Consider the following 21371-nt stretch of genomic DNA (forward strand, 5'->3'; position numbering starts at 1 on the left):
AGGTGCCCCATGAGCGCGCCCCGCATCCTGGTGCTCGACGACGAAGCCGACCTGCGCGAGCTGCTCGAGATCACCCTGCTCAAGATGGGCCTGGACGTCGACAGCGCCGCCACGTTGCGCCAGGCGCGTAGTCTGTTTGAAGAGCACCAGTACGCACTGGTGCTCACTGATATGCGCCTGCCGGATGGCCTGGGGCTGGAACTGGTGCGCGAGGTCGCCGCCTCGGGCAAGGGCACGCCGGTCGCCGTGATCACCGCCTACGGCAGCGCCGAGAACGCGGTGGTGGCGCTGAAGGCCGGCGCCTTCGACTACATCGCCAAGCCGGTGGCGCTCGACGCGCTGCGCGTGATGGTGCGCTCGGCCCTGAAATTGTCGGAAGGGGGCGCCGCGGCGGCCGACGGCGGCGCGCTGGCCTCGCGCATGATCGGCCATTCGCCGGCGATGCAGTCGCTGCGCGCCCAGATCGCGCGCCTGGCGCGCTCGATGGCGCCGATCTCGATCACCGGCGAATCGGGCAGCGGCAAGGAGCTGGCGGCGCGCGAGATCCACGCCCAGAGTTCGCGTGCCGGCAAACCCTTCGTGGCGGTGAACTGCGGCGCCATCCCCGAAACCCTGATGGAGGCCGAGTTCTTCGGCTACCGCAAGGGCGCCTTCACCGGCGCGGCCGAGGAGCGCGATGGCTTCTTCCAGGCCGCCAACGGCGGCACCCTGATGCTGGACGAGGTGGCGGACCTGCCGCTGGCGATGCAGGTCAAGCTGCTGCGCGCGATCCAGGAGCGGCGCGTGCGCAAGATCGGCGCCACGGGCGAGGAACCGGTCGACGTGCGCATCATCAGCGCCACCCACCAGGACCTGGCGCGCTGCGTCGAGACGGGCAAGTTCAGGCAAGACCTGTTTTATCGCCTGAACGTGATCGAGCTGGCGCTGCCGCCGCTGCGCGAGCGGCTGGACGACCTGGCCCTGCTGGCGAATGGCATCCTGGACCGGCTGGCCGGGCCGGGGCAGGCCTCGCTCGGGCCGGGCGTGCTGGAGGCATTGAAGGCGTATTCCTTCCCTGGCAATGTGCGCGAGCTGGAGAACGTGCTGGAGCGGGCGCTGGCGTTCGCCAACGATGGCGTGATCCAGGTCGGGGACCTGTCGCTCAAGGCGGCGCGGCCGGCGGAAGGAGGGCGGAGCGAGACGGCTTCGCCGGTCGCGGCGGCGGAGCCGGCTCCGGCGCCGGCGATTCCTTCCATTGAACTGCCTCCTTTACCCGATCCCAGGCCGGTAGCTGCGCCGGTCGCCCTCGGCCCGGCCGAACTGCCGAGCAACCTGCCCGAATATCTTGAGCAGGTCGAACGCGACATCATCGGGCGCGCGCTGCAGCAGACCCAGTTCAACCGCACCCAGGCGGCAGCCCTGCTCGGGATCAGCGTACGCCAGTTGCGCTACCAGATGCAGAAGCTGGAGATCTGCGCGCCCGAGGACTGATCGCCTGCCGATGGCCGATGTCCCACTTGTTGTTACTTTCCGGTAATTAAACTGGTGCACAATGCACCGCTACAGGGCAGCGCTGCCCTATATTGACGAGTGAGAAAACGGATGGCCGCCTGCTCGCTTTTCCGGAAATTTCCCTGATGTTAGTACTCGCTCACAGCGACGTCCCCTTCTGTTGGGCGACCGCCAAATGTCAAGGCTCGCGAACGTTAAAACCAAAAATTTTGGGCATTTATTCGCTTGCCTGTACGGCAAATCAGGTACTACAATTAGTCTGATATCAAAGCTCGGCACTAGATGTAGTGGTAGCAGACTGAAAGATACTAGCGGAGTCGCTAGCAGCGAGTTGTCCGCGGGTTGTCCACAAGTTGCCCACAAGTTTGTTCATCGGACAGTCAATCAGTCACTTGCCGACACGCTTTATTTAATTTTATTTGTACCCTGCTTTTCTGGTTTGCCAGCCTGGGCTACCGATTGGCGGGGTATCGTTTTTCTACAATTTTGTTGACGGACCGGGGCGCGGAAGACGCAAGACGGTCCCCGTGTAAACAAGTAGTGGTCCCGACCGCTCATCCTGGAGGCTCAATGCAAACAGCACAGAACATCTCGATCAACCAGCACGTCACCCCAGGATCGGCGTCGACCAGCCCAACCCCGGCCGAGATCGTCGCGCGCGGCGACTACCGCGTCATCCGCCGCAACGGCGCCGTCGTCGCTTTCGAGCCGCACAAGATCTCGGTCGCGATGACCAAGGCCTTCCTGGCCGTGGCCGGCGGCCAGGGCGCGGTCTCGGCGCGCATCCGCGAGCTGGTGGAACAGATGACCGGTAACGTCGTGGCCGCGCTGGTGCGCCGCCAGCCGAACGGCGGCACCTTCCACATCGAAGACGTGCAGGACCAGGTCGAGCTGTCGCTGATGCGTTCGGGCGAGCACGACGTCGCGCGTGAATACGTGCTGTACCGCGCCAAGCGCATGGACGAGCGCCGCGCGGCCAAGGAAGCCGCCGGCGGCGCCCCGGTCGCCGCGCCGCAGATCCACGTGGTCGATGGCGGTGAGCGCCGCCTGCTGGACATCAACGACGTCCACGCCCTGGTGGGCGCCGCCTGCTCGGGCCTGGAAAAGCACGTCGACGCCGACGCGATCGTCGCCGAGACCCTGAAGAACCTGTACGACGGCGTGCCGGTCGAAGAGCTGTACAAGTCCGCCATCCTTGCGGCTAGAGCCCTGATGGAAAAGGACCCGGCCTACAGCCAGGTGACCGCCCGCATCCTGCTGCACACCATCCGTAAAGAAGTCTTCGGCCACGAAGTGCCGCAAGCCGGCGCCGCCGCCGAATACCTGACCTACTTCCCGCAATACATCGCCAAGGGCATCCACAACGAGCTGCTGGACGAAGAGCTCGGCAAGTACGACCTCGAGCGCCTGGCGAAAGCCATCGTCGCCGACCGCGACCTGCAGTTCGGCTACATCGGCCTGCAGACCCTGTACGACCGCTACTTCCTGCACGTGCGCGACGTGCGCATCGAAATGCCGCAGGCCTTCTACATGCGTGTCGCGATGGGCCTGGCCCTGCGCGAAGACGACCGCGAAGCGCGCGCCATCGAGTTCTACAACCTGCTGTCGTCGTTCGACTTCATGAGCTCGACCCCGACCCTGTTCAACTCGGGCACCCGCCGCTCGCAGCTGTCGTCGTGCTACCTGACCACCGTCGGCGACGACCTGGAAGGCATCTACGACGCCATCAAGGAAAACGCACTGCTGTCGAAGTTTGCCGGTGGCCTGGGCAACGACTGGACGCCGGTGCGCGCGCTGGGTTCGCGCATCAAGGGCACCAACGGCCGTTCGCAGGGCGTGGTCCCGTTCCTGAAAGTGGTCAACGACACCGCCGTGGCGGTGAACCAGGGCGGCAAGCGCAAGGGCGCGGTCTGCGCCTACCTGGAAACCTGGCACCTGGACATCGAAGAATTCCTGGACCTGCGCAAGAACACCGGCGATGACCGCCGCCGCACCCACGACATGAACACCGCGAACTGGATTCCCGACCTGTTCATGAAGCGCGTGATGGAAAAGGGCGCCTGGACCCTGTTCTCGCCATCCGAGACGCCAGACCTGCACGACCTGACCGGCAAGGCCTTCGAAAAAGCCTACCTGGCCTATGAAGCCAAGGCCGCCAACGGCGAAATGGCGGTCTTCAAGAAGATCGAAGCCATGGACCTGTGGCGCAAGATGCTGTCGATGCTGTTCGAGACCGGCCACCCATGGATCACCTTCAAGGACCCATGCAATATCCGTTCGCCGCAGCAGCACGTGGGCGTGGTGCACTCGTCGAACCTGTGCACCGAGATCACCCTGAACACCAGCGCCGACGAAATCGCCGTCTGCAACCTGGGCTCGGTGAACCTGCCGCAGCACATGAAGGGCGATGGCCTGGACCACGTCAAGCTGCAGAAGACCATCCGCACCGCGATGCGCATGCTGGACAACGTCATCGACATCAACTACTACGCGGTGGAAAAGGCGCGCAACTCGAACCTGCGCCACCGTCCGGTGGGCATGGGCATCATGGGTCACCAGGATTGCCTGCACATGATGCGCATCCCGTTCGCATCGGAGCAGGCCGTCAAGTTCGCCGACACCTCGATGGAAGCGGTCTGCTACTACGCCTACCTGGCGTCGACCGAGCTGGCCGAGGAACGCGGCCGCTACGAGACCTACACCGGCTCGCTGTGGGACCGCGGCATCCTGCCGCAGGACTCGATCAAGCTGCTGGCCGAGGAACGCGGCGGCTACCTGGAGCAGGACACCAGCGAATCGATGGACTGGACCGTGGTGCGCGAGCGCATCAAGCAGTTCGGCATGCGTAACTCGAACTGCGTGGCGATCGCTCCGACCGCGACCATCTCGAACATCATCGGCGTGTCGGCCTGCATCGAGCCGACCTTCCAGAACCTGTACGTGAAGTCGAACCTGTCGGGCGAATTCACCGAGATCAACTCCTACCTGGTGCGCGACCTGAAGGCGCGCGACCTGTGGGACGAAGTCATGATCGCCGACCTGAAGTACTTCGACGGTTCGCTCTCGAAGATCGACCGCGTGCCGCAAGACCTGCGCGACATCTACGCGACCGCCTTCGAAGTGGAGCCGAAGTGGCTGGTGGAAGCCGCCTCGCGCCGCCAGAAGTGGATCGACCAGGCGCAGTCGCTGAACATCTACATGGCCGGCGCCTCGGGCAAGAAGCTGGACGAGACCTACAAGCTGGCGTGGCTGCGTGGCCTGAAGACCACCTACTACCTGCGCACCATCGCCGCGACCCACCTGGAGAAGTCGACCACCCGCACCGGCGCCCTGAACGCCGTGCCGGTCTCGGGCGGCCTGCAGGCAGGTCATGCAGCACCGGCAGCCGCTTCGGTCGCCGCCGCCGCGGCAGCAGCACCAGCCGCACCGGAAGCCGAAGGCGCCGCCTGCTACCTGCGTCCGGGCGACGACGGTTTCGAGGAATGCGAAGCCTGCCAGTAATGCTGTAACCAGGTGCGGGCCGACCGAATGGTTCGCTCGCACCCCAGATCAAGTCAGTTTGTCGTTCCCGCCACTGGCGGAAACGACTTCCCGCGCAGGCGGGAACCCAAGTTCGCCAGCACCACGCGAACCCCCACAGGTTCCCCCTCGTCGGCCGACAAAATTATCAACACACACACGTGACCTCACCGCGCCCAACGCGACAGGCCACCACGGAAGGAAATCATCATGCTCTCTTGGGACGACGAACCAACCAGCGCCCAGCGCGCCCCACAAGCCGCCAACCTTGACGCCGCCCCCGCCGCTGAAGTGGCCAAGCGCGTCAACGCCGACGACAAGCGCATCATCAACGGCGAAACCGACGTGAACCAGCTGGTGCCGTTCAAGTACAAGTGGGCATGGGACAAATACCTGGCCGGTTGCGCGAACCACTGGATGCCGCAAGAAGTGAACATGCAGCGCGACATCGAGCTGTGGAAAAACCCGAACGGCCTGTCGGAAGACGAGCGCCGCCTGGTCAAGCGCAACCTGGGCTTCTTCGTGACCGCCGACTCGCTGGCCGCGAACAATATCGTGCTGGGCACCTACCGCCACATCACCGCGCCCGAGTGCCGCCAGTACCTGCTGCGCCAGGCCTTCGAAGAAGCGATCCACACCCACGCCTACCAGTACATCGTCGAATCGCTGGGCCTGGACGAAGGCGAGATCTTCAACGCCTACAACGAAATCGAATCGATCCACGACAAGGACCAGTTCCTGATTCCGTTCATCGACGTCCTGACCAACCCGGACTTCAAGACCGGTACGACCGAGAACGACCAGAAGCTGCTGAAGTCGATCATCGTCTTCGCCTGCCTGATGGAAGGCCTGTTCTTCTACGTCGGCTTCACCCAGATCCTGGCGCTGGGCCGCCAGAACAAAATGACCGGCGCCGCCGAGCAGTACCAGTACATCCTGCGCGACGAGTCGATGCACGTGAACTTCGGCATCGACCTGATCAACACGATCAAGATGGAAAATCCACAGCTGTGGACCCCGGAATTCCGCGAAGAGATCAAGGCCCTGTTCCTGCAGGCGGTCGACCTGGAATACCGCTACGCCGAAGACACCATGCCACGCGGCGTGCTGGGCCTGAACGCCCCGATGTTCAAGGGCTACCTGCGCTTCATCGCCAACCGCCGCGCCGTGCAGATCGGCCTGGACGCGCTGTTCCCGAACGAAGAGAATCCGTTCCCGTGGATGAGCGAGATGATCGACCTGAAGAAGGAGCGTAACTTCTTCGAGACGCGTGTGACCGAGTACCAGACCGGCGGCACCCTGAGCTGGGATTGATTGCCATCGGATCGCCTGAGTGACAAAACCCCGCAGCTGCGGGGTTTCTTTTTTTACGCGACTCAGGCGCCTCGCGTGGCGGCGACATCGATCACCCACGTCACGCCGAAACAGTCCTTCAGCATGCCGTACAAGGGCGACCACTGAGCCGGCGCCAGCGGCTGCACGATGCTGGCTTCCTGCGCCAGTCCCTCCCACAGCGCCCTGATCTCCTGTTCCGAACCGCCGCGCAGCGACACGTAGAAGGCGTTCTCGCCCCGATGCCACGGCGTGCCGCTGGCCACGTCGAAGGCCATGATGCGAAAACCGTTGGGGGCGACCACCTGGCCCCAGGCGATCCGCTCCGCATCCGCCGGATCGGCGACGCGGCCGAACTGCGCATACGTGACCTGCGCGAGGTCGCCGCCGAACACGGACTGGTAAAAGGCCAGCGCGGCGCGCGCCTGGCCCTGGAAGTTGAGGTGGGTGACTACCTGGACGGACATCGATAACTCCTTGGTGGGGTGTGGAAGACGGGTGCTACTATAGCCACCCGTCCTGCCAGTTTTTGTCAGTAGAAGATGTCGCGCACAAACCGCCTGTTTCGCCTCCTCGATGCCCTGCGTCGCCTGCCCGCGCCGGTCACGGCGGCCCAGCTGGCGCGGGAAACCGGCGTCTCGGTACGCTCGGTCTACCGCGACATCGAGACGCTGCGCGCGGGCGGCGCCGAGATCGGCGGCGAGCGTGGGTTCGGCTATACGCTGGTCGAAGACGGCACCCTGCGTCCACAGACCTTCAGCCGCATCGAGATCGAGGCGCTCACCCTTGGCCTCGCCGAAGTGCGCGGCATGGGCGACCCCCAGCTCGCCGCGGCGGCGGAGGCGGTGCTGGCCAAGGTGGCCGCGACCCTGCCGTCGCTGGGCCAGCAGCACCTGCTGCATGCGGTGTCGCGGGTCCACCATTTCGGCGAACGGTTCGCGCTGCTGCCCGACATGGCGCTGATCCGCGCCTGCTGCTGGCGCGAAGAGGCGCTCACGATCGACTACGTCGACCGCGATGGGGCCGCGAGCAGCCGGACGATCTGGCCGCTCGCCATCGTCTATCTCGACCGGATGCTGGTGGTGCTGGCGCGCTGCTGCCTGCGCGACGACTTTCGCATGTTCCGCGCCGATCGCATCGCCTCGGTCGCGGCCACCGGCATCAGCTTCAGGCCGCGCCGCGCGGCGCTGCTGCGCGACTACGGCGCCAGGCTGGCCGATGCCGGTTCCTTGCGCGTGCGGGCCTGAACTGGCCTATCATGGCGGCTTTTCACGCCTGACCAGGAGACAACCTTGCAAGCCAACACCCTGACGCTGCATGCCCTCATGCTCGCCAGCCTGGCGACGGTATCCGTCGCTCATGCCGCCTCCGCACCGCAGATCGCCGCCGGCCGCACCATCTTCCAGAACAACTGCGCCAGCTGCCACACGGTCGATGCGAAGCTGTCGCCGCTGGCCGGTCCCGGCATGTTCGGCGTCGTCGGCCGCAAGGCCGCCGGCGTCCCCGGCTTCGCTTATTCGGGCGCGCTGGCCAAGGCCGGCGCCGCAGGCCTGGTCTGGACCCGCGAAGAACTGGACGTGTTCCTGCTCGACCCGGCCAAGCGCGTGCCCGGCACCACGATGCCGGTCGGCCTGCCGGACCAGAAGATGCGCACCGCGCTGATCGACTACCTGGCCAGCCTGCAAGGCCCGGCCACCGCCGCAGCCGCGCCGGCCGTGCCGGTAGCGGCGGCCAAGCCGGCGGACCGCGCCGGCTCCTGGGACGACACCCAGCCCGGCAAGGTCTTCCACATCAAGCCGGGCGACCTGGCCAAGCCATTCGCCACCGACAGCGCCGGCAACAGCCCGCGCCTGCAGGCGCGTCCGAACGGCACGCTGCCGACCGTGATGCCGGGCTTCGAGGTGAGCGTGTTCGCCCAGGATGCCGACAAGCCGCGCGTGGCGTTGCGCGCGCCGAACGGCGACGTGTTCCTGGCCGCGACCGGCGCCGGTGAAGTGAAAGTGCTGCGCTCGAAGAACGGCGACAAGGCCGATACCGCCGAAGTGTTCGCCACCGGCCTGGCGCGTCCCTACGGCATGGCGTTCTGGCCTTCCGGCGCCAACCCGCAATACCTGTACGTGGCGGGCGTCAATTCGGTGGTGCGCATCCCTTACCGCAACGGCGACCTGAAGGCGCGCGGGCAAGCCGAGGTCGTGATCCCCGAGCTGTCCGAGACCAGCGGCGGCCACACCACCCGCACCCTGGTGTTCTCGAAGGACGACAAGACGATGCTGCTGTCGATCGGCTCGGCCACCAACGTCGCCGCCGACATCGGTCCAAAGCCGCCGCTGCCGCTCGCCGAGTGGGAGAAAAAGCACGGCTTCGGCGCCGCCTGGGGCGTCGAGACCGACCGCGCCACCGTGATGGCCTTCGACCCGGACGGCAAGAACCGCCGCACCTATGCGACCGGCCTGCGCAACTGCGTCGGCCTGCTGGTGTATCCGGCCACCGGCGACGTGATGTGCAATGTGAACGAGCGCGACGCGCTGGGCGACAACCTGCCGCCGGACTACCTGACCCGCGTCAAGCAGGGCGGCTTCTACGGCTGGCCGTGGTACTACATCGGCGACAACGAAGACCCGCGCCTGAAGGGCATCCGTCCCGACCTGAAGGGCAAGACGATCACCCCGGACGTGCTGCTGCAGGCCCACTCGGCGCCGCTGGGCATGGTGGTCTACCATGCGCCGAAGGGCGCCAGGCACGCCTTCCCGAACGAGTACGAGGGCGAGGTCTTCGTCGCGCTGCACGGCTCCTGGAACCGCGGCGTGCGCACCGGCTACAAGGTGGCGCGCGTGTTCATGAAGGATGGCGTGCCGACCGGGCAGTACCAGGATTTCATGAGCGGCATGGTGATCAGCGACCGCGACGTCTGGGGCCGCCCGGCTGCGGTCGAGGTGGCGGCCGACGGCGCCTTGCTGGTGGTGGACGATGCCGGCGGCATAGTGTGGCGCATCGTGCCCAAGAACGCCGCGAAACGCTAGCTCGACGCCGGGGCTTGCGCTAACATGGATCGACGCGGCGGCCGCCGCATCGATCCCGGAGTAGACGCATGCGCCCCAACGTTTGCCTGACCGTGCTGGTTGCCATCGCCCTCGGCGCCTGCGCCACCGAGAAGCCGAAACCTCCCGCGCCGCCGCTGGTGCTCGGCGACTATGTGAGGGGCACGCCGCGCAGCGAAGCCTGCGCCAGCCTGATTGCCCAGGCCGTGGAGCGTGAGCTCCATGGCGCGTTCAAGCTGGCCGGCATGCTCAACACGAACACCTATCCGAAACCTGGGGAGTCGAAGGTGAGGGCCACGCCGGACATGCCGCTGGTGCCCCTCGGTAGCCATCCGACCGGCTTGCTGGCGCCCCAGCTGGACGGTACCTTCCGCTCGCTGTTCGTCAACTGCGAGACGCGCCAGGCTTATGTTTCAAAGCGTGGCGGCGTCATCGACATCACTTACTGGTACGGCCCGTTCGGCCTGTGAACTTTCAGGCTGCCAGCGGCGCGCCCTTGCGGCCGGCGGCGGCGTCCAGGCTCCAGGCGCCGGCGCCGAAGGCCACCACCTGCAGCAGGCCACCGGCCATCGCGACGTTCTTCAGCAGATGGATCAGCTGGTTCTGGTCGCCGATCGCGTTATGGAACACGAAGGCCGTCACCAGCGAGAACGCCGCCAGGCCAGCCGCGACGAGGCGGGTCTTGTAGCCGAGAGCCAGCAGGGCGCCGCCGCCGACCTCGATGGCGATCGCGCCGATCAGGGCGAGCGAGGCGAAAGGCAGGCCGACCGACTGGATGTAGCCCAGGGTGCCCTCCGGCGCCAGCGCCTTGCCGACGCCGCTGAAGACGAAGATCGTGGCCATCAGGATGCGGCCGATGGCCGGGACGATGGATTGGCTGGTGTGGGTGGCGTTGGCGGTCATGGTCGTTCCTTTCGAATGGTTGTCGTGGTTGACGCCATCTCGTGTGCGGCGTCCATGGAGATCATCTTAGGCCCGGCTGATCGATCCAAGAAGCCTATATAATTCGATATCAACTATCGATGGAGTAGATGGATGCTCGACGGGATGTCCATGGACCAGCTGCGCACCTTTATCGCCGCAGCCGATGAGGGCAGTTTTTCCGCCGCCGGCCGCAAGCTGCGGCGCGCGCAGTCGGTGGTGAGCCACACGCTGGCCAATCTCGAGGCGCAGGTGGGTTTCGCCCTGTTCGACCGCTCGGGCCGTTATCCGCAACTGACCGAGGCCGGACGCGCCCTGCTGGCCGAGGCGCGCCGCGCGGCCGACAGCATGGATGCGTTCAAGGCGCGGGCGCGCACCCTGGCCGAAGGCCTGGAGCCGGAGCTGTCGGTGGCGGTCGACGTGATGTATCCGATCGCGAAGCTCACCGGGGCGGTGCAGGCCTTCCATCGCGAATTTCCATCGACGCCGCTGCGCCTGTACGTCGAGGCGCTCGGCGCCGTGGTGCAGCCGCTGCTCGATGGGCAGTGCCGTATCGCGGTGATCGGTTCGTTCCCGGAAGTGCCGGCCGCCTGCGCCTCGGAGTACCTGCTCGGCGTGCCGGCGGCAACCGTGGTCGCGCCCGCCCATCCGCTGGCGAGCGCCAAAGGCACGGTGATGCGCGCGGAGGCGGGGCGTTACGTGCAGCTGGTGCTGACCGACCGCTCGACGCTGACCCGGGGCCGCGACTTCGGCGTGCTGTCGCCGCGCGTGTGGCGCCTGGCCGATCTCGGCGCCAAGCGCGCCTTCCTGCGCGCTGGCCTGGGCTGGGGGAATATGCCGCTGCATATGGTCGAGCAAGACCTGGAGAGTGGCGCGCTGGTGCGCATCGAACTCGAGACGCATCCCGTGCTCGGATCGGGCTTTTCGATGCACGCGATCTTCATGAAGGATCAGCCGCCCGGGCCGGCCGGGCGCTGGTTCATCGAGCGCCTCAAATCCAACGCGTAGCTGCCCGCGCCGAAGGCCGCCACCTGCAGCAGTCCTCCCGCGATCGCGAAGTTCTTGATCAGGTGGACCAGTTGAGGGATGCCGCCAGCCGGATTGTGGAAGATGAGGCCGGCCACGACGCAGTACAGCGCGAGGACGGTCGCCACCATGCGCGTCCTGATGCCGAGGGCGAGCATCGCTCCGCCGCCAAAGCCGAGCCCGATCGCGATGGCCAGGCCGAGGTGGGCGAAGGGCAGGCCCGCCGCGCGGATTTCCTCGATGGTGTGTGCGGGATCGACCACCTTGCCGATGCCGCTGAAGATGAAGAGGATGGCCATCATGACGCGGCCGAGCGCCGGGACGGCGGAAGGGTGTTGCTGGGTGGGATGGCGTTTCATGGTCTGTCTTTTCGGCTGGCGTGAATAGGGCGGAAGAATGCGGTCGCGTATGGCCAGACTTACTCGGATGCTGTCGATTCAGATGCAGTGCGCGGATCGAAGGTGCAGGTGCATGGCACTTTGTGGCTATGTGAACCTGGAAACTGAATTGCAGGCCGGGATTGCGGCGCGCCGCGGCCGCTGTCGTGACGCTTATCGATCGGGTGAAATGCGATAGGTAAAGGCGGTAGCGCATGTCGGGCATGCCGCTGATTGGCGCGCGGGTGCGCAATTCACCGTCCAAATCACACGACTTTTTTTGGCATTCACGGTTGCGCGCTCACAAAGAATGCGCGTACTTTACGTGATTGAATTTGTCAAATCGAGAAGATGTGATATTGTCGCGGGCATCGGGCAAAATCGATCGAATAATAGGACGCTGAACCAAACAGTATGCACGGAAGCGAAGCGAAAAGAACAAGCCGGCTTGTCTGACCAATTGCTCAGGCAAGGCGGCTTTTTCTTTTCGCACCCGCAAGGGTAGCGATGTGAAACGCTGGAACGGTGACCTGTCGACGTTGGCTGAAGCGCTGCAACTGTGAGGAGTTGCAGCAGTTCAGCCGGTGCCGGATTCATTGGCCTAAATCGACGCTTGCTTTGGTCCGATGAATAATTCGCCGGGTTTGATCCGGCGGGTTTTAAACCTTGAGCGTATTTCTCATCGCAGATGAAGGAGAACAAGAATGGCAACCGCTAAGAAACCAGCAGCAAAGGCAGCAGCAAAGAGCGCGCCTTCGTCCACGACGAAGTCGAACGCAAAGGCTGCAGCAGAGAAACCAGTCGCAAAGAAAGCCGCGACCAAGACCACCGCCACCAAGGCGGTAGCCAAGCCGGCAGCGAAAACCGCTGCCAAGCCTGTTGCAAAGAAAGCTACTGCAACCAAGACCGCCGCGACCAAAACCACTGCTACCAAAGCAACGGCCAAAACCGCGACCAAATCGGCAGCCAAGCCGGCAGCAAAGCCTGCAGTGAAGAAAGCCACCGCTAAACCGGCAGCCAAGTCGGCAAGCAAGCCGGCAGCAAAGAAAGCCGCCGCTAAACCGGCAGCAAAGCCGGCAGCGAAGAAAGCCGCCGCTAAACCGGCAGCCAAGCCGGCAGCAAAGAAAGCCGCTGCTAAACCGGCAGCCAAGCCGGCTGCAAAGAAAGCCGCCGCAAAACCGGCAGCCAAGAAAGCCGCAGCTAAACCAGCAGCCAAGCCGGCAGCGAAAAAGGCCGCCGCTAAACCAGCCGCCAAGTCGACCGCTAAAACCGCGACCAAAGCCGCAGCTAAACCTGCAGCCAAAAAAGCGACTGCAAGCAAGGCAGCCGCCAAACCGGTAGCGAAGAAAGCGACCGCCACCAAGGCAGCCGCCAAACCGGCGGCAAAGAAAGCGACCGCGACCAAAACCGCCGCCAAACCGGCAGCAAAGAAAGCGACCGCAACCAAAACCGCCGCCAAACCGGCAGCAAAGAAAGCGACCGCGACCAAAACCGCCGCCAAACCGGCAGCGAAGAAAGCAACCGCGACCAAAACCGCCGCCAAACCGGTAGCGAAAAAAGCGACCGCCACCAAAACCGCCGCAAAACCAGCTGTGAAGAAAGCGTCGCCCGCAGCAAAAAAAGCCTCGCCGGCCGCTAATAAAGCTGCGCCGGCTGCAACCAAGGCTAATCCAGCCGCTAAAAAAGCTGCTCCAGTGAAAGCTGCAGCAACCAAGACCGTTGCCGCCAAGCCAGAAGCCAAGCCAGCAGTCGTGGCCAAGGCCGACGCCAAGCCGGAAGCGAAAGTCGACACCAAGGCCGATACCAAGCCGGAAGTGAAGGCCGACGCCAAGGTCGACGCCAAGCCGGAAGCGAAAAAGCCGGCAGCCAAGAAACCGGCCGCCAAGCCGGCAGCGACGACCACCGCCGCCCAGCCGGCAGCCGCGCCTGCGGCCGCTCCGGCAGCGCCAAGCGCCGCTCCTGCTGCAAAGACCGTGCTGGCGCCGACCGCATGGCCGTTCCCGACCAGCAGCCGTCCTTAATACCGGACGTCGCCCAACCTGCCATGCGCCATGTGCGCATGGCAAGTCGGGCCTGCTTCAGGCACAATGCCGCTGTGTGATTGTTCGCACAGCGGTTTTTTTTTTGAGGAGAGTCCGTGCTGTCCATTCTTCAGTTTATCGTCGATATCATCGCAGGCTTGCTGGGTGGGGTGCTGCTGCTGCGCTTCTGGACGAACGCCATCCGCGTGCGCCTCCCCGACCAGATCCGCCAGTTCGTGCACACCATCACCGACTGGCTGGTGATGCCGCTGCGGCGCGTGGTGCCGGGCACCCGGGGCTACGACTGGGCGAGCCTGATCGGCGCCTTCCTGGTGGTGCTGGTGGCCAGCACGCTCCTGCTGCTGCAAGGCGGCAGCGGCGAGATGGTGCTGCTGTATGCGCTGCACCGCTTCCTGAACTGGATCCTGTACGGCTTCATGGCGCTCCTGATCATCGAGGCGATCTTCAGCTGGGTGAATCCGAACGCGCCGCTGGCGCCGTTCGTGCACGCCCTGAACCAGCCGGTGCTGTGCCCGATCCGGCGCGTGGTCCCGCCGATCGGCGGCATCGACCTGTCGGTGCTGGTGGCGCTGGTGCTGATCCAGATCCTGCTGTTCGTGTTGCGGCAGGTGTTCGGCTTCTGACGGTCGACCCCCACAACGAAACGGCCCTGCATCGCAGGGCCATTTTTTTATCTCACGCAGCCGGGAAAATCAGCGGAAGGTGAAGCCGAACGCCGCCTCGAACTTCTGGTCGAACTCCTGCGGCGTGAAGCTGTGGTTCTGGCCGCCCGTCGAGGCGATCTTGATTGCGCCCAGCAGGCTGGCGATGCGGCCGCTGGTCGGCCAGTCGAGGCCATTGGTGATGCCGAACAGCAGGCCGGCGCGGTAGGCGTCGCCGCAGCCGGTCGGGTCGACCACGTTCGCCGCCTGCACGGCCGGGATGCGATGATGCTCGCCGCCGGCGTGGATATCCGAACCTTCGGCGCCGCGCGTGATGATCAGCGCATCCAGGCGCGCCGCGATGTCGGCCTGGGAGAGGCCGGTGCGGTCCATCACCATCTCGAATTCATAGTCGTTGCACGCCAGGTAGCTGGCCTGGCCGATGAAGGTGATCAGCTCGTCGCCCGAGAACATCGGCAGCTGCTGGCCCGGATCGAACATGAACGGCACCTTGAGCTCGGCGCAGTCGCGCGCGTGCTTGATCATGCCGTCGCGGCCATCCGGCGAGATGATCGCGACCGCCAGCGGGCCCTGGTCGCCGACGTTGTTCTCGTGCGAGAACTGCATCGCGCCCGGGTGGAAGGCGTTGATCTGGTTGTTGTCCTCGTCGGCGGTGACGAAGCACTGCGCGGTATACGCGTCGGCGATGGTGCGGATGCCGCGGGTCTGCAGTCCTTGCTCTTCCATGCGCTTGAGGTAGTCGCCGCCGTCCATGCCGATGGTGCCCATGATCAGCGGCTCGCCGCCCAGCAGCTTGAGGTTGTAGGCGATGTTGGCCGAGCAGCCGCCGTACTCGGTGCGCAGGGTCGGCACCAGGAACGACACGTTCACGCGGTGCAGCTGGTCGGCCAGCAGGGTGTCGCCGAAGCGGCCGTGGTATTGCATGATCTTGTCGAATGCGAGCGAGCCGCAGATCAGGGCGGTTTTGGTCATGGGTGAGCCTTCAGGGGTAGAAAACGGCAATGTGGTAGCCGGAAGGTTCGAGTCCTTCCAGCCTGAAATGGATCTTGACCGGCTGCTCGGCGCGCGCGCCGAAGCCGGCGAAGTCGTCGGCGGGAGCGTTGGCCATCCGGGGCGCGTAGTCGCGCGGACCGAACACGCGCCGCACCAGCGGCTTGTCGTCGGCATCGTTCAGGGTGAGCTCGATGCTGGGCCAGGCCAGCGCAAGGTCGCCGCCGTTGCGCAGCACGGTGCTCAGGGTGTAGGCGTTGCCGCCCAGGGTAATGAGTTCTCCGGTCTCGATGACCAGCGCGTCCGGCCGCGCCGGCAGGCCGACCTGGCAGCCGAACAGCGCGCAGGTCGAGACCAGGACCGGACGCAGCGCCGGATAGCGCGCCGCCAGCAGGTCGCGCGAGCTCACCATGGCCTGCACGGCGAGCGCCAGCAACAGCAGGATGCTGCCGGCGACCATCGCGATGCGCACGGCCTTGTTCGACTGCTCGCGCTGGCGGCCGCGGCGCACGAAATCGGGCTCGTCGATCTCGGGCACGCGCAGCCTGGGCGTGTCCTCGATCCGGGTCGGGGTCAGCTTGGAGCGGCGCGAACGGGCGTCGGCGGCGCGTGCGCGCGGGGATTTCGGCGGCAGCGGCGGCGCAGGCGAGACGATCGGTGGCGAGCCGCCGGCGGATTCGCGCAGCAGCAGCGGCGGCGCGTCGGGCGCCGGCGGGCGCGCGACCGGTTCGGGCTCGTCGTGGCCATCGTCCGGCGCAGGAGCCGCCACGATCTCCTCGTCGGCCTGGATGTCGGCCACAGGAGCGGGTGCGGCTTCGGCCTCTACCGCCACATCCTGTTCTTCGTTCCGTTCGGTCAGGGGATGGGGCAGGATGCCGTACGGTGACAGCGTGCGGTCGAATTCGAGCGTGTAGATCGGCTCTTCGGTGTCCGGAGCGGTATCCGGCGCTCCGGCAGCGTCGATCCCGGGCGCGTCTTGCGTGACGGCCGGCTCGGCGTCTGGGGCGGGAGAAGGGGAAGACGGCGGGGCGTTCAGGTCGACCAGCCCCGTATTGCCGTCAAAGACCTGCTGGCAGGCGCCGCAGCGCACGATGCCCCCACGCAGCTTGAGCTGGTCCGCGGCTACGCGGAACAGCGTGCCGCAGTGGGGGCATTGGGTGGCGAGCGCCATGCCTGCCTAGCCGCCGGAGCGGGGCGGCGGCGCGCTGTCCTGGCCGAGCGTCCCGTGAAGGGCAACCCAGCCGTCCTGCTCGGCCCAGACGCCCAGCTTGATGAAAGGTGCGTAGGCGGCGGCGACTTCTTCCGCCTGGCGCGCCAGCACACCCGACAGGATCAGGTTGCCGCCATCGGCCACGCGGCCGGCCAGCATCGGCGCCATCAGCTTCAATGGGCTCGACAGGATGTTGGCCACGACGATATCGAACTTGCCGCCCGCATGACGCGCGTTGCCCGAGGCAGCGAAGGTGTCGGGCAGGTAGTAGTCGATCTCGACGCCGTTGCGCTCGGCGTTGGCGCGCGCCGACTCGATCGCCTGCGGATCGATGTCGACGCCGGCGACGTCGTGCGCGCCCAGCTTCTTGGCCACCATCGCCAGGATGCCCGAGCCGCAACCGTAGTCCAGCACCGACTTGCCCGGCGCCGGATGGGCCTCGAGCCATTCCATGCACAGGCGGGTGGTCGGATGGCTGCCGGTGCCGAAGGCCAGGCCCGGATCGAGTTCGAGGATCAGGCCATTCGGGTCTGGCGCCTCGTGCCAGCTCGGCACGACCCAGATGTTCTTGCCGATGTGGATGGGCTCGAACTGCGACTGGGTCAGGCGCACCCAGTCGGCGTCTTCCACCTTGCGGGTGGTGAAGGCCGGGACGACCGCCAGCTTGACCGCCTGCGCGGCCTCGGTGACGATCGCCAGCTGGTCGGCGTCTGCCTCGAGCAGGGCCACGACGCGGCTGTGGTCCCATGCGGCCTGGGTCGGTTCCATGCCCGGTTCGCCGAACAGGGGTTTTTCGTCTTCGGTGCCTTCGTCCGCATCCTCGACGGACACCGACAGCGCGCCGGCTTCCATCAGGGCGTCGGACAGCGCTTCCGCGTGGTCGCGGGCGATCTCGATGACGACTTCAGTCCAGCTCATTCTTGTACCTTGGCTTCCGATTTGGCGCCGAGCGCCGTTTCCTTCGGCAGGTCGGGCTTGGCGGCCAGCTTCTGCTCCAGGTAGTGGATATTGGTGCCGCCTTCGATGAACCGGGCGTCGACCATCAGTTCGCGGTGCAGCGGAATATTGGTGAGGATACCTTCGACCACCATTTCGGAGAGCGCGATTTGCATGCGGCGGATCGCTTGCTCACGGGTCGCACCGTAAGAAATTACCTTGCCGATCATCGAGTCGTAATGAGGTGGCACATAGTAGCCCGCATACGAGTGCGAATCGACACGGATGCCAGGGCCGCCCGGTGGGTGCCAGCCGGTGATGCGGCCTGGCGACGGGGTGAACTTGAACGGGTCCTCGGCATTGATGCGGCACTCGATCGAATGACCCGACAGCATGATGTCGCGCTGGCGGAAGCGCAGCTTCTCGCCGCAGGCGATGCGGATCTGCTCCTGCACGATGTCGATCCCGGTGATCATCTCGGTGACCGGGTGCTCGACCTGGACGCGGGTGTTCATCTCGATGAAGTAGAACTCGCCGTTCTCGTACAGGAATTCGAAGGTGCCGGCGCCGCGGTAGCCGATCTTGCGGCAGGCTTCGGCGCAGCGGTCGCCGATCTTCTCGATGAGCTTGCGCGGGATGCCCGGCGCCGGCGCTTCCTCGATCACCTTCTGGTGGCGGCGCTGCATCGAGCAGTCGCGTTCGCCCAGCCAGACGGCGTTTTTATGTTCGTCGGCCAGGATCTGGATTTCCACGTGACGCGGATTTTCCAGATACTTCTCCATATAGACTTCCGGATTGCCGAAGGCGGTGCCGGCTTCGGTCTTGGTCATCTGCACGGCGTTCAGGAGTGCGGCTTCGGTATGCACCACGCGCATGCCGCGGCCGCCGCCGCCGCCGGCGGCCTTGATGATGACCGGGTAGCCGATGCGGCGCGCGGTCTGCACGATTTCCTTCGGATCGTCCGGCAGGGCGCCGTCCGAACCCGGCACGCACGGCACGCCGGCCTTGATCATCGCCTGCTTGGCCGAGACCTTGTCGCCCATCAGGCGGATCGAGTCGGAACGCGGGCCGATGAAGACGAAGCCGGACTTTTCGACGCGCTCGGCGAAGTCGGCGTTCTCGGACAGGAAGCCATAGCCCGGGTGGATCGCTTCGGCGTCGGTCACTTCGGCCGCGCTGATGATCGCGGGCATGTTCAGGTAGCTGAGGGTCGATTGCGCCGGTCCGATGCAGACCGATTCGTCCGCCAGTTTCACGTACTTGGCGTCCTTGTCGGCCTCGGAGTGGACGACGACCGTCTTGATGCCCAGCTCGCGGCAGGCGCGCTGGATACGCAGCGCGATTTCACCACGGTTGGCGATGAGGATTTTTTCAAACATGGTAGGTCCGGTATTCAGTGAAAACCGGCGCGGCTGAAAGAACAGGCGGCGCCGGACACGTCATGGGTGAGCCGGCGGCGCGCGTCGTGAGCGCTGGCCGGCTTGGAGAAGCAGATCAGCCGATCACGAACAGTGGCTGGCCGAATTCGACCGGCTGGCCGTTTTCCACGAGGATCTTGGTGACGGTGCCGGACACGTCGGCATCGATTTCGTTCAGGAGCTTCATCGCTTCGATGATGCACAGGGTGTCGCCTTCCTTGATGCTCTGGCCGACTTCGACGAAGGCGGCGGCGCCAGGCGCGGACGAGCGGTAGAAGGTGCCGACCATCGGCGACTTGACCACGTGGCCGGTCGGTTCGGCGGCCACGGCCGGCGCGGCGACCGGTGCCGGCGCGGCGGCTGGAGCAGCGGCGGGCGCCGAGTATTGCTGCACGCCCTGGTGCGGCAGCATGACCATCTGGTTCTGCGGGATTGCGGACGACTTGACGATGCGAACCTTGCTTTCGCCTTCGGTCACTTCGAGTTCGGCGATGTCCGATTCAGCGACCAGGTCGATCAAGGTCTTGAGTTTTCGTAGATCCATGTGAAACCCCTTGGAATTATTCGTTTTAGAGAGCAGGCCGCTGCGTCGGAATGGGTCGCGCGGCCGCTGTTACATGAAGTTGACGTAGATTAACGCTATTTAAGTGCGAAGTCGATGGCAAACCGATATCCGTCCGCTCCCAGTCCGCAGATCACGCCGCGCGCAATGCCGGACAAATAGGAGTGGTGCCGGAAGGACTCGCGTTGGTGGACATTTGAAATATGCACCTCCACGAAGGGAATGGCCACCGAGGCGAACGCATCGCGCAGGGCTACGCTGGTATGGGTCAGGCCGCCAGGGTTGATGACGATGAAATCCACGCCCTCGGCACGCGCGGCATGGATGCGGTCGATCAACGCTCCCTCATGGTTACTCTGGAAATACTCCAGCGCCGCGCCGGCCTGGCTGGCCTGCGTGACTGCCGCTTGTTCGATGTCGGCCAACGTCGTCGTACCGTACACCGCCGGTTCCCGCGTCCCCAATAAATTGAGGTTGGGGCCGTTCAGCAGCAGTAGCTTTTTCGCCATGGTGAGAGTCTGGTTGCCCGAAAGTCAGGCATTGTGCCGCCTAGCTCAGCTATTGGCAAGCAGTAAAATTGCCAGTCGATAGGGGAAGTTGGCGGCAGTTATAATCGTACGGTCGTTCACAATTTGGCGCGTCACGATCCCAGTTTGGCGAGATCGGCGCGCAATTCATCGAACTTCAGTTCGCCCAGATAAGTCTTGATCACCTGCCCATCGGCGCCAATCAACACGGTATACGGCAAGCCGCCATTCGTATTGCCGAACCCGCGCGACAGCTCGGTGCCGCCCATGCCGCCCACGTACAGCGGATAGGTGACGTTCATTTTTGCGGCAAACTCGCTCATATTGGTGGGCGAATCGATGCCGATGCCGATCACGTTGAAGCGCTTGCCGCCATCCTCGCTCGCCAGGTGCATCAGTTCGGGCATTTCGCGCACGCAGGGACCGCACCAGGTGGCCCAGAAATTCACCAGGAGGGGCTTGCCCTTCCACTGGGCCAGCGGCTGGGGCTTGCCTTCGAGGTCGTTGAGCGACTGCGCATACAGGTTGACGGCCGGGTTGGTGACCTGGCCGTCGCGGGCGACGGTGGTCGGGGCTGGCAGCACGCTTTGCGCCGGTTTCTTGTAGACCGCCACCACGGCGCCCATCACGCCGAACAGCGCGGCGACTGCCGCATACGCGGCCAGATGTTTCTTGTTCATTCGTCAGCTTCCATCAGTTTCCACTCCGGTCGTCCGCCGCGATCAGGGCGCGCAGGCCGCTCATGTCGATGCGTTGCGGACGGCCGTCGGGGCGCGGCTTGAGGGCGCCGCGCAGGTCTTGATATTCATACAGTTCGGCATGCACCGTTTCCTTCATCCAGGGGAAGGTCACGGTCTCGACCGGCGCATGGCGGCCGCCCTTGAAATGCGGGGTTTCCGAGATGTCGATATTAACATTACGGTTGAGCAAGTAGATCTCTACTTCTTTGGCACTGTCGGCGAACAGCTGGAGGTGGATGTCGTCGTGCTCGCCTGCGGTGCCGTTGAGGACGGCGCCGGTGAGATAGGGGTTGAAGTCGGCCAGGGCTTCCATCGCCTGCAGCGCGGTCGCGCGCAGGTGCGCCAGGCGCCCGGTGTGCGCAGCGCCGCCGAACAGGGCCAGGTATTTGCGCACCTCTTCCTCGACTTGCCCGTCGTCGGGCAGCATATTCGGTTTCGGCGCAGTCACGCCCAGGACCTGGCGGGCGGCCTTGCGGCGGGCGGTATCGAGATCGGCGCCGTCCTGCGCGACCAGGCGCGCAGCAAGCAGGGCGATCTCGTTACGCAACTGGAGGAGATCGGTGTTCAGATTCGGCATCAT

The 21371-nt window shown here is 65.1% G+C and carries 21 protein-coding genes; 9 read left to right on the forward strand and 12 right to left on the reverse strand.

Annotation, left to right across the window (positions count from 1 at the left end):
* Window positions 1–9 precede the first annotated feature (9 nt).
* The 3 genes from DIR46_RS17060 (at window position 10) to DIR46_RS17070 (ending at window position 6324) form a co-directional block, all read left to right on the forward strand.
* Entirely contained in the window at window positions 10–1470 is a 1461-nt protein-coding gene (locus DIR46_RS17060) for a sigma-54-dependent transcriptional regulator (protein ID WP_109346299.1), read from the forward strand.
* 591 nt (window positions 1471–2061) lie between these two features.
* A complete protein-coding gene (locus tag DIR46_RS17065) occupies window positions 2062–4992 on the forward strand; it encodes a ribonucleoside-diphosphate reductase subunit alpha (RefSeq protein WP_109346300.1) in 2931 nt (976 codons plus the stop codon).
* A gap of 228 nt (window positions 4993–5220) precedes the next feature.
* Complete coding sequence (locus DIR46_RS17070; protein WP_205288990.1) at window positions 5221–6324, forward strand: ribonucleotide-diphosphate reductase subunit beta; 1104 nt, start codon at window positions 5221–5223, stop codon at window positions 6322–6324.
* Window positions 6325–6386: 62 nt separating this feature from the next.
* On the opposite strand, the gene DIR46_RS17075 is transcribed toward DIR46_RS17070, so the two are convergent.
* Window positions 6387–6809, reverse strand: a complete 423-nt coding sequence (locus tag DIR46_RS17075) for a VOC family protein (RefSeq protein ID WP_109346302.1) — start codon at window positions 6807–6809, stop codon at window positions 6387–6389.
* A 75-nt stretch (window positions 6810–6884) separates the two neighbouring features.
* On the opposite strand from DIR46_RS17075, the gene DIR46_RS17080 reads away from it, so the two are divergent.
* The 3 genes from DIR46_RS17080 (at window position 6885) to DIR46_RS17090 (ending at window position 9850) form a co-directional block, all read left to right on the forward strand.
* The gene (locus tag DIR46_RS17080) at window positions 6885–7589 is read left to right on the forward strand and encodes a helix-turn-helix transcriptional regulator (RefSeq protein WP_109346303.1); all 705 of its coding nucleotides are present in this window, start codon (window positions 6885–6887) and stop codon (window positions 7587–7589) included.
* A gap of 45 nt (window positions 7590–7634) precedes the next feature.
* Window positions 7635–9362 (forward strand): PQQ-dependent sugar dehydrogenase, encoded by a 1728-nt coding sequence (locus DIR46_RS17085; protein WP_109346304.1) that lies wholly within the window; start codon window positions 7635–7637, stop codon window positions 9360–9362.
* Window positions 9363–9430: 68 nt separating this feature from the next.
* On the forward strand, window positions 9431–9850 hold the full coding sequence (locus DIR46_RS17090; protein WP_109346305.1) for a hypothetical protein: 420 nt from the start codon (window positions 9431–9433) through the stop codon (window positions 9848–9850).
* Between the two features lie 4 nt (window positions 9851–9854).
* Here the strand turns inward: DIR46_RS17090 and DIR46_RS17095 are convergent, their stop codons facing one another.
* Window positions 9855–10283, reverse strand: coding sequence for a DoxX family protein (locus DIR46_RS17095; protein WP_109346306.1), 429 nt, complete (start codon window positions 10281–10283; stop codon window positions 9855–9857).
* Window positions 10284–10415: 132 nt separating this feature from the next.
* Here DIR46_RS17095 and DIR46_RS17100 point away from each other — a divergent pair, with 132 nt between their 5' ends.
* Complete coding sequence (locus DIR46_RS17100) at window positions 10416–11309, forward strand: LysR family transcriptional regulator (RefSeq protein WP_109346307.1); 894 nt, start codon at window positions 10416–10418, stop codon at window positions 11307–11309.
* Here DIR46_RS17100 and DIR46_RS17105 read toward each other — a convergent pair.
* Both DIR46_RS17105 and DIR46_RS26955 read right to left on the reverse strand, forming a co-directional pair.
* Window positions 11252–11686, reverse strand: a complete 435-nt coding sequence (locus tag DIR46_RS17105; RefSeq protein WP_109346308.1) for a DoxX family protein — start codon at window positions 11684–11686, stop codon at window positions 11252–11254. The genes DIR46_RS17100 and DIR46_RS17105 overlap by 58 nt on opposite strands.
* A gap of 697 nt (window positions 11687–12383) precedes the next feature.
* Window positions 12384–13418 carry a hypothetical protein gene (locus DIR46_RS26955; RefSeq protein WP_205288991.1) on the reverse strand — a complete coding sequence of 345 codons (1035 nt, stop codon included), beginning with the start codon at window positions 13416–13418 and terminating at the stop codon, window positions 12384–12386.
* Here DIR46_RS26955 and DIR46_RS26960 point away from each other — a divergent pair.
* Together DIR46_RS26960 and DIR46_RS17115 are read left to right on the forward strand one after the other, a co-directional pair.
* Window positions 13399–13725 (forward strand): hypothetical protein, encoded by a 327-nt coding sequence (locus DIR46_RS26960; protein WP_205288992.1) that lies wholly within the window; start codon window positions 13399–13401, stop codon window positions 13723–13725. The genes DIR46_RS26955 and DIR46_RS26960 overlap by 20 nt on opposite strands.
* Before the next feature lie 116 nt (window positions 13726–13841).
* Complete coding sequence (locus tag DIR46_RS17115; protein WP_109346309.1) at window positions 13842–14369, forward strand: YggT family protein; 528 nt, start codon at window positions 13842–13844, stop codon at window positions 14367–14369.
* A 69-nt stretch (window positions 14370–14438) separates the two neighbouring features.
* Here DIR46_RS17115 and DIR46_RS17120 read toward each other — a convergent pair whose 3' ends face one another.
* The 8 genes from DIR46_RS17120 to DIR46_RS17155 all read right to left on the reverse strand — a co-directional run bounded on the left by DIR46_RS17120 (window position 14439) and on the right by DIR46_RS17155 (window position 21371).
* A complete protein-coding gene (locus tag DIR46_RS17120) occupies window positions 14439–15380 on the reverse strand; it encodes a carbohydrate kinase family protein (RefSeq protein ID WP_109346310.1) in 942 nt (313 codons plus the stop codon).
* Between the two features lie 10 nt (window positions 15381–15390).
* Window positions 15391–16569, reverse strand: coding sequence for a DUF3426 domain-containing protein (locus tag DIR46_RS17125; protein ID WP_109346311.1), 1179 nt, complete (start codon window positions 16567–16569; stop codon window positions 15391–15393).
* A 6-nt stretch (window positions 16570–16575) separates the two neighbouring features.
* Window positions 16576–17526, reverse strand: a complete 951-nt coding sequence (prmA, locus tag DIR46_RS17130) for a 50S ribosomal protein L11 methyltransferase (RefSeq protein ID WP_109346312.1) — start codon at window positions 17524–17526, stop codon at window positions 16576–16578.
* Window positions 17523–18923: an acetyl-CoA carboxylase biotin carboxylase subunit gene (gene accC / locus DIR46_RS17135; protein ID WP_071361381.1), complete on the reverse strand. Its 1401-nt coding sequence runs from the start codon at window positions 18921–18923 to the stop codon at window positions 17523–17525. The genes prmA and accC overlap by 4 nt, the downstream gene beginning before the upstream one ends.
* Before the next feature lie 115 nt (window positions 18924–19038).
* The gene (gene accB, locus DIR46_RS17140) at window positions 19039–19506 is read right to left on the reverse strand and encodes an acetyl-CoA carboxylase biotin carboxyl carrier protein (protein WP_109346313.1); all 468 of its coding nucleotides are present in this window, start codon (window positions 19504–19506) and stop codon (window positions 19039–19041) included.
* Window positions 19507–19601: 95 nt separating this feature from the next.
* Complete coding sequence (aroQ, locus tag DIR46_RS17145; protein ID WP_109346314.1) at window positions 19602–20033, reverse strand: type II 3-dehydroquinate dehydratase; 432 nt, start codon at window positions 20031–20033, stop codon at window positions 19602–19604.
* A 131-nt stretch (window positions 20034–20164) separates the two neighbouring features.
* Window positions 20165–20731 carry a TlpA family protein disulfide reductase gene (locus DIR46_RS17150; RefSeq protein WP_109346315.1) on the reverse strand — a complete coding sequence of 189 codons (567 nt, stop codon included), beginning with the start codon at window positions 20729–20731 and terminating at the stop codon, window positions 20165–20167.
* 13 nt (window positions 20732–20744) lie between these two features.
* On the reverse strand, window positions 20745–21371 hold the full coding sequence (locus tag DIR46_RS17155) for a hypothetical protein (RefSeq protein ID WP_109348053.1): 627 nt from the start codon (window positions 21369–21371) through the stop codon (window positions 20745–20747).

Source organism: Massilia oculi, from assembly GCF_003143515.1.
Lineage (GTDB): Bacteria > Pseudomonadota > Gammaproteobacteria > Burkholderiales > Burkholderiaceae_D > Telluria > Telluria oculi.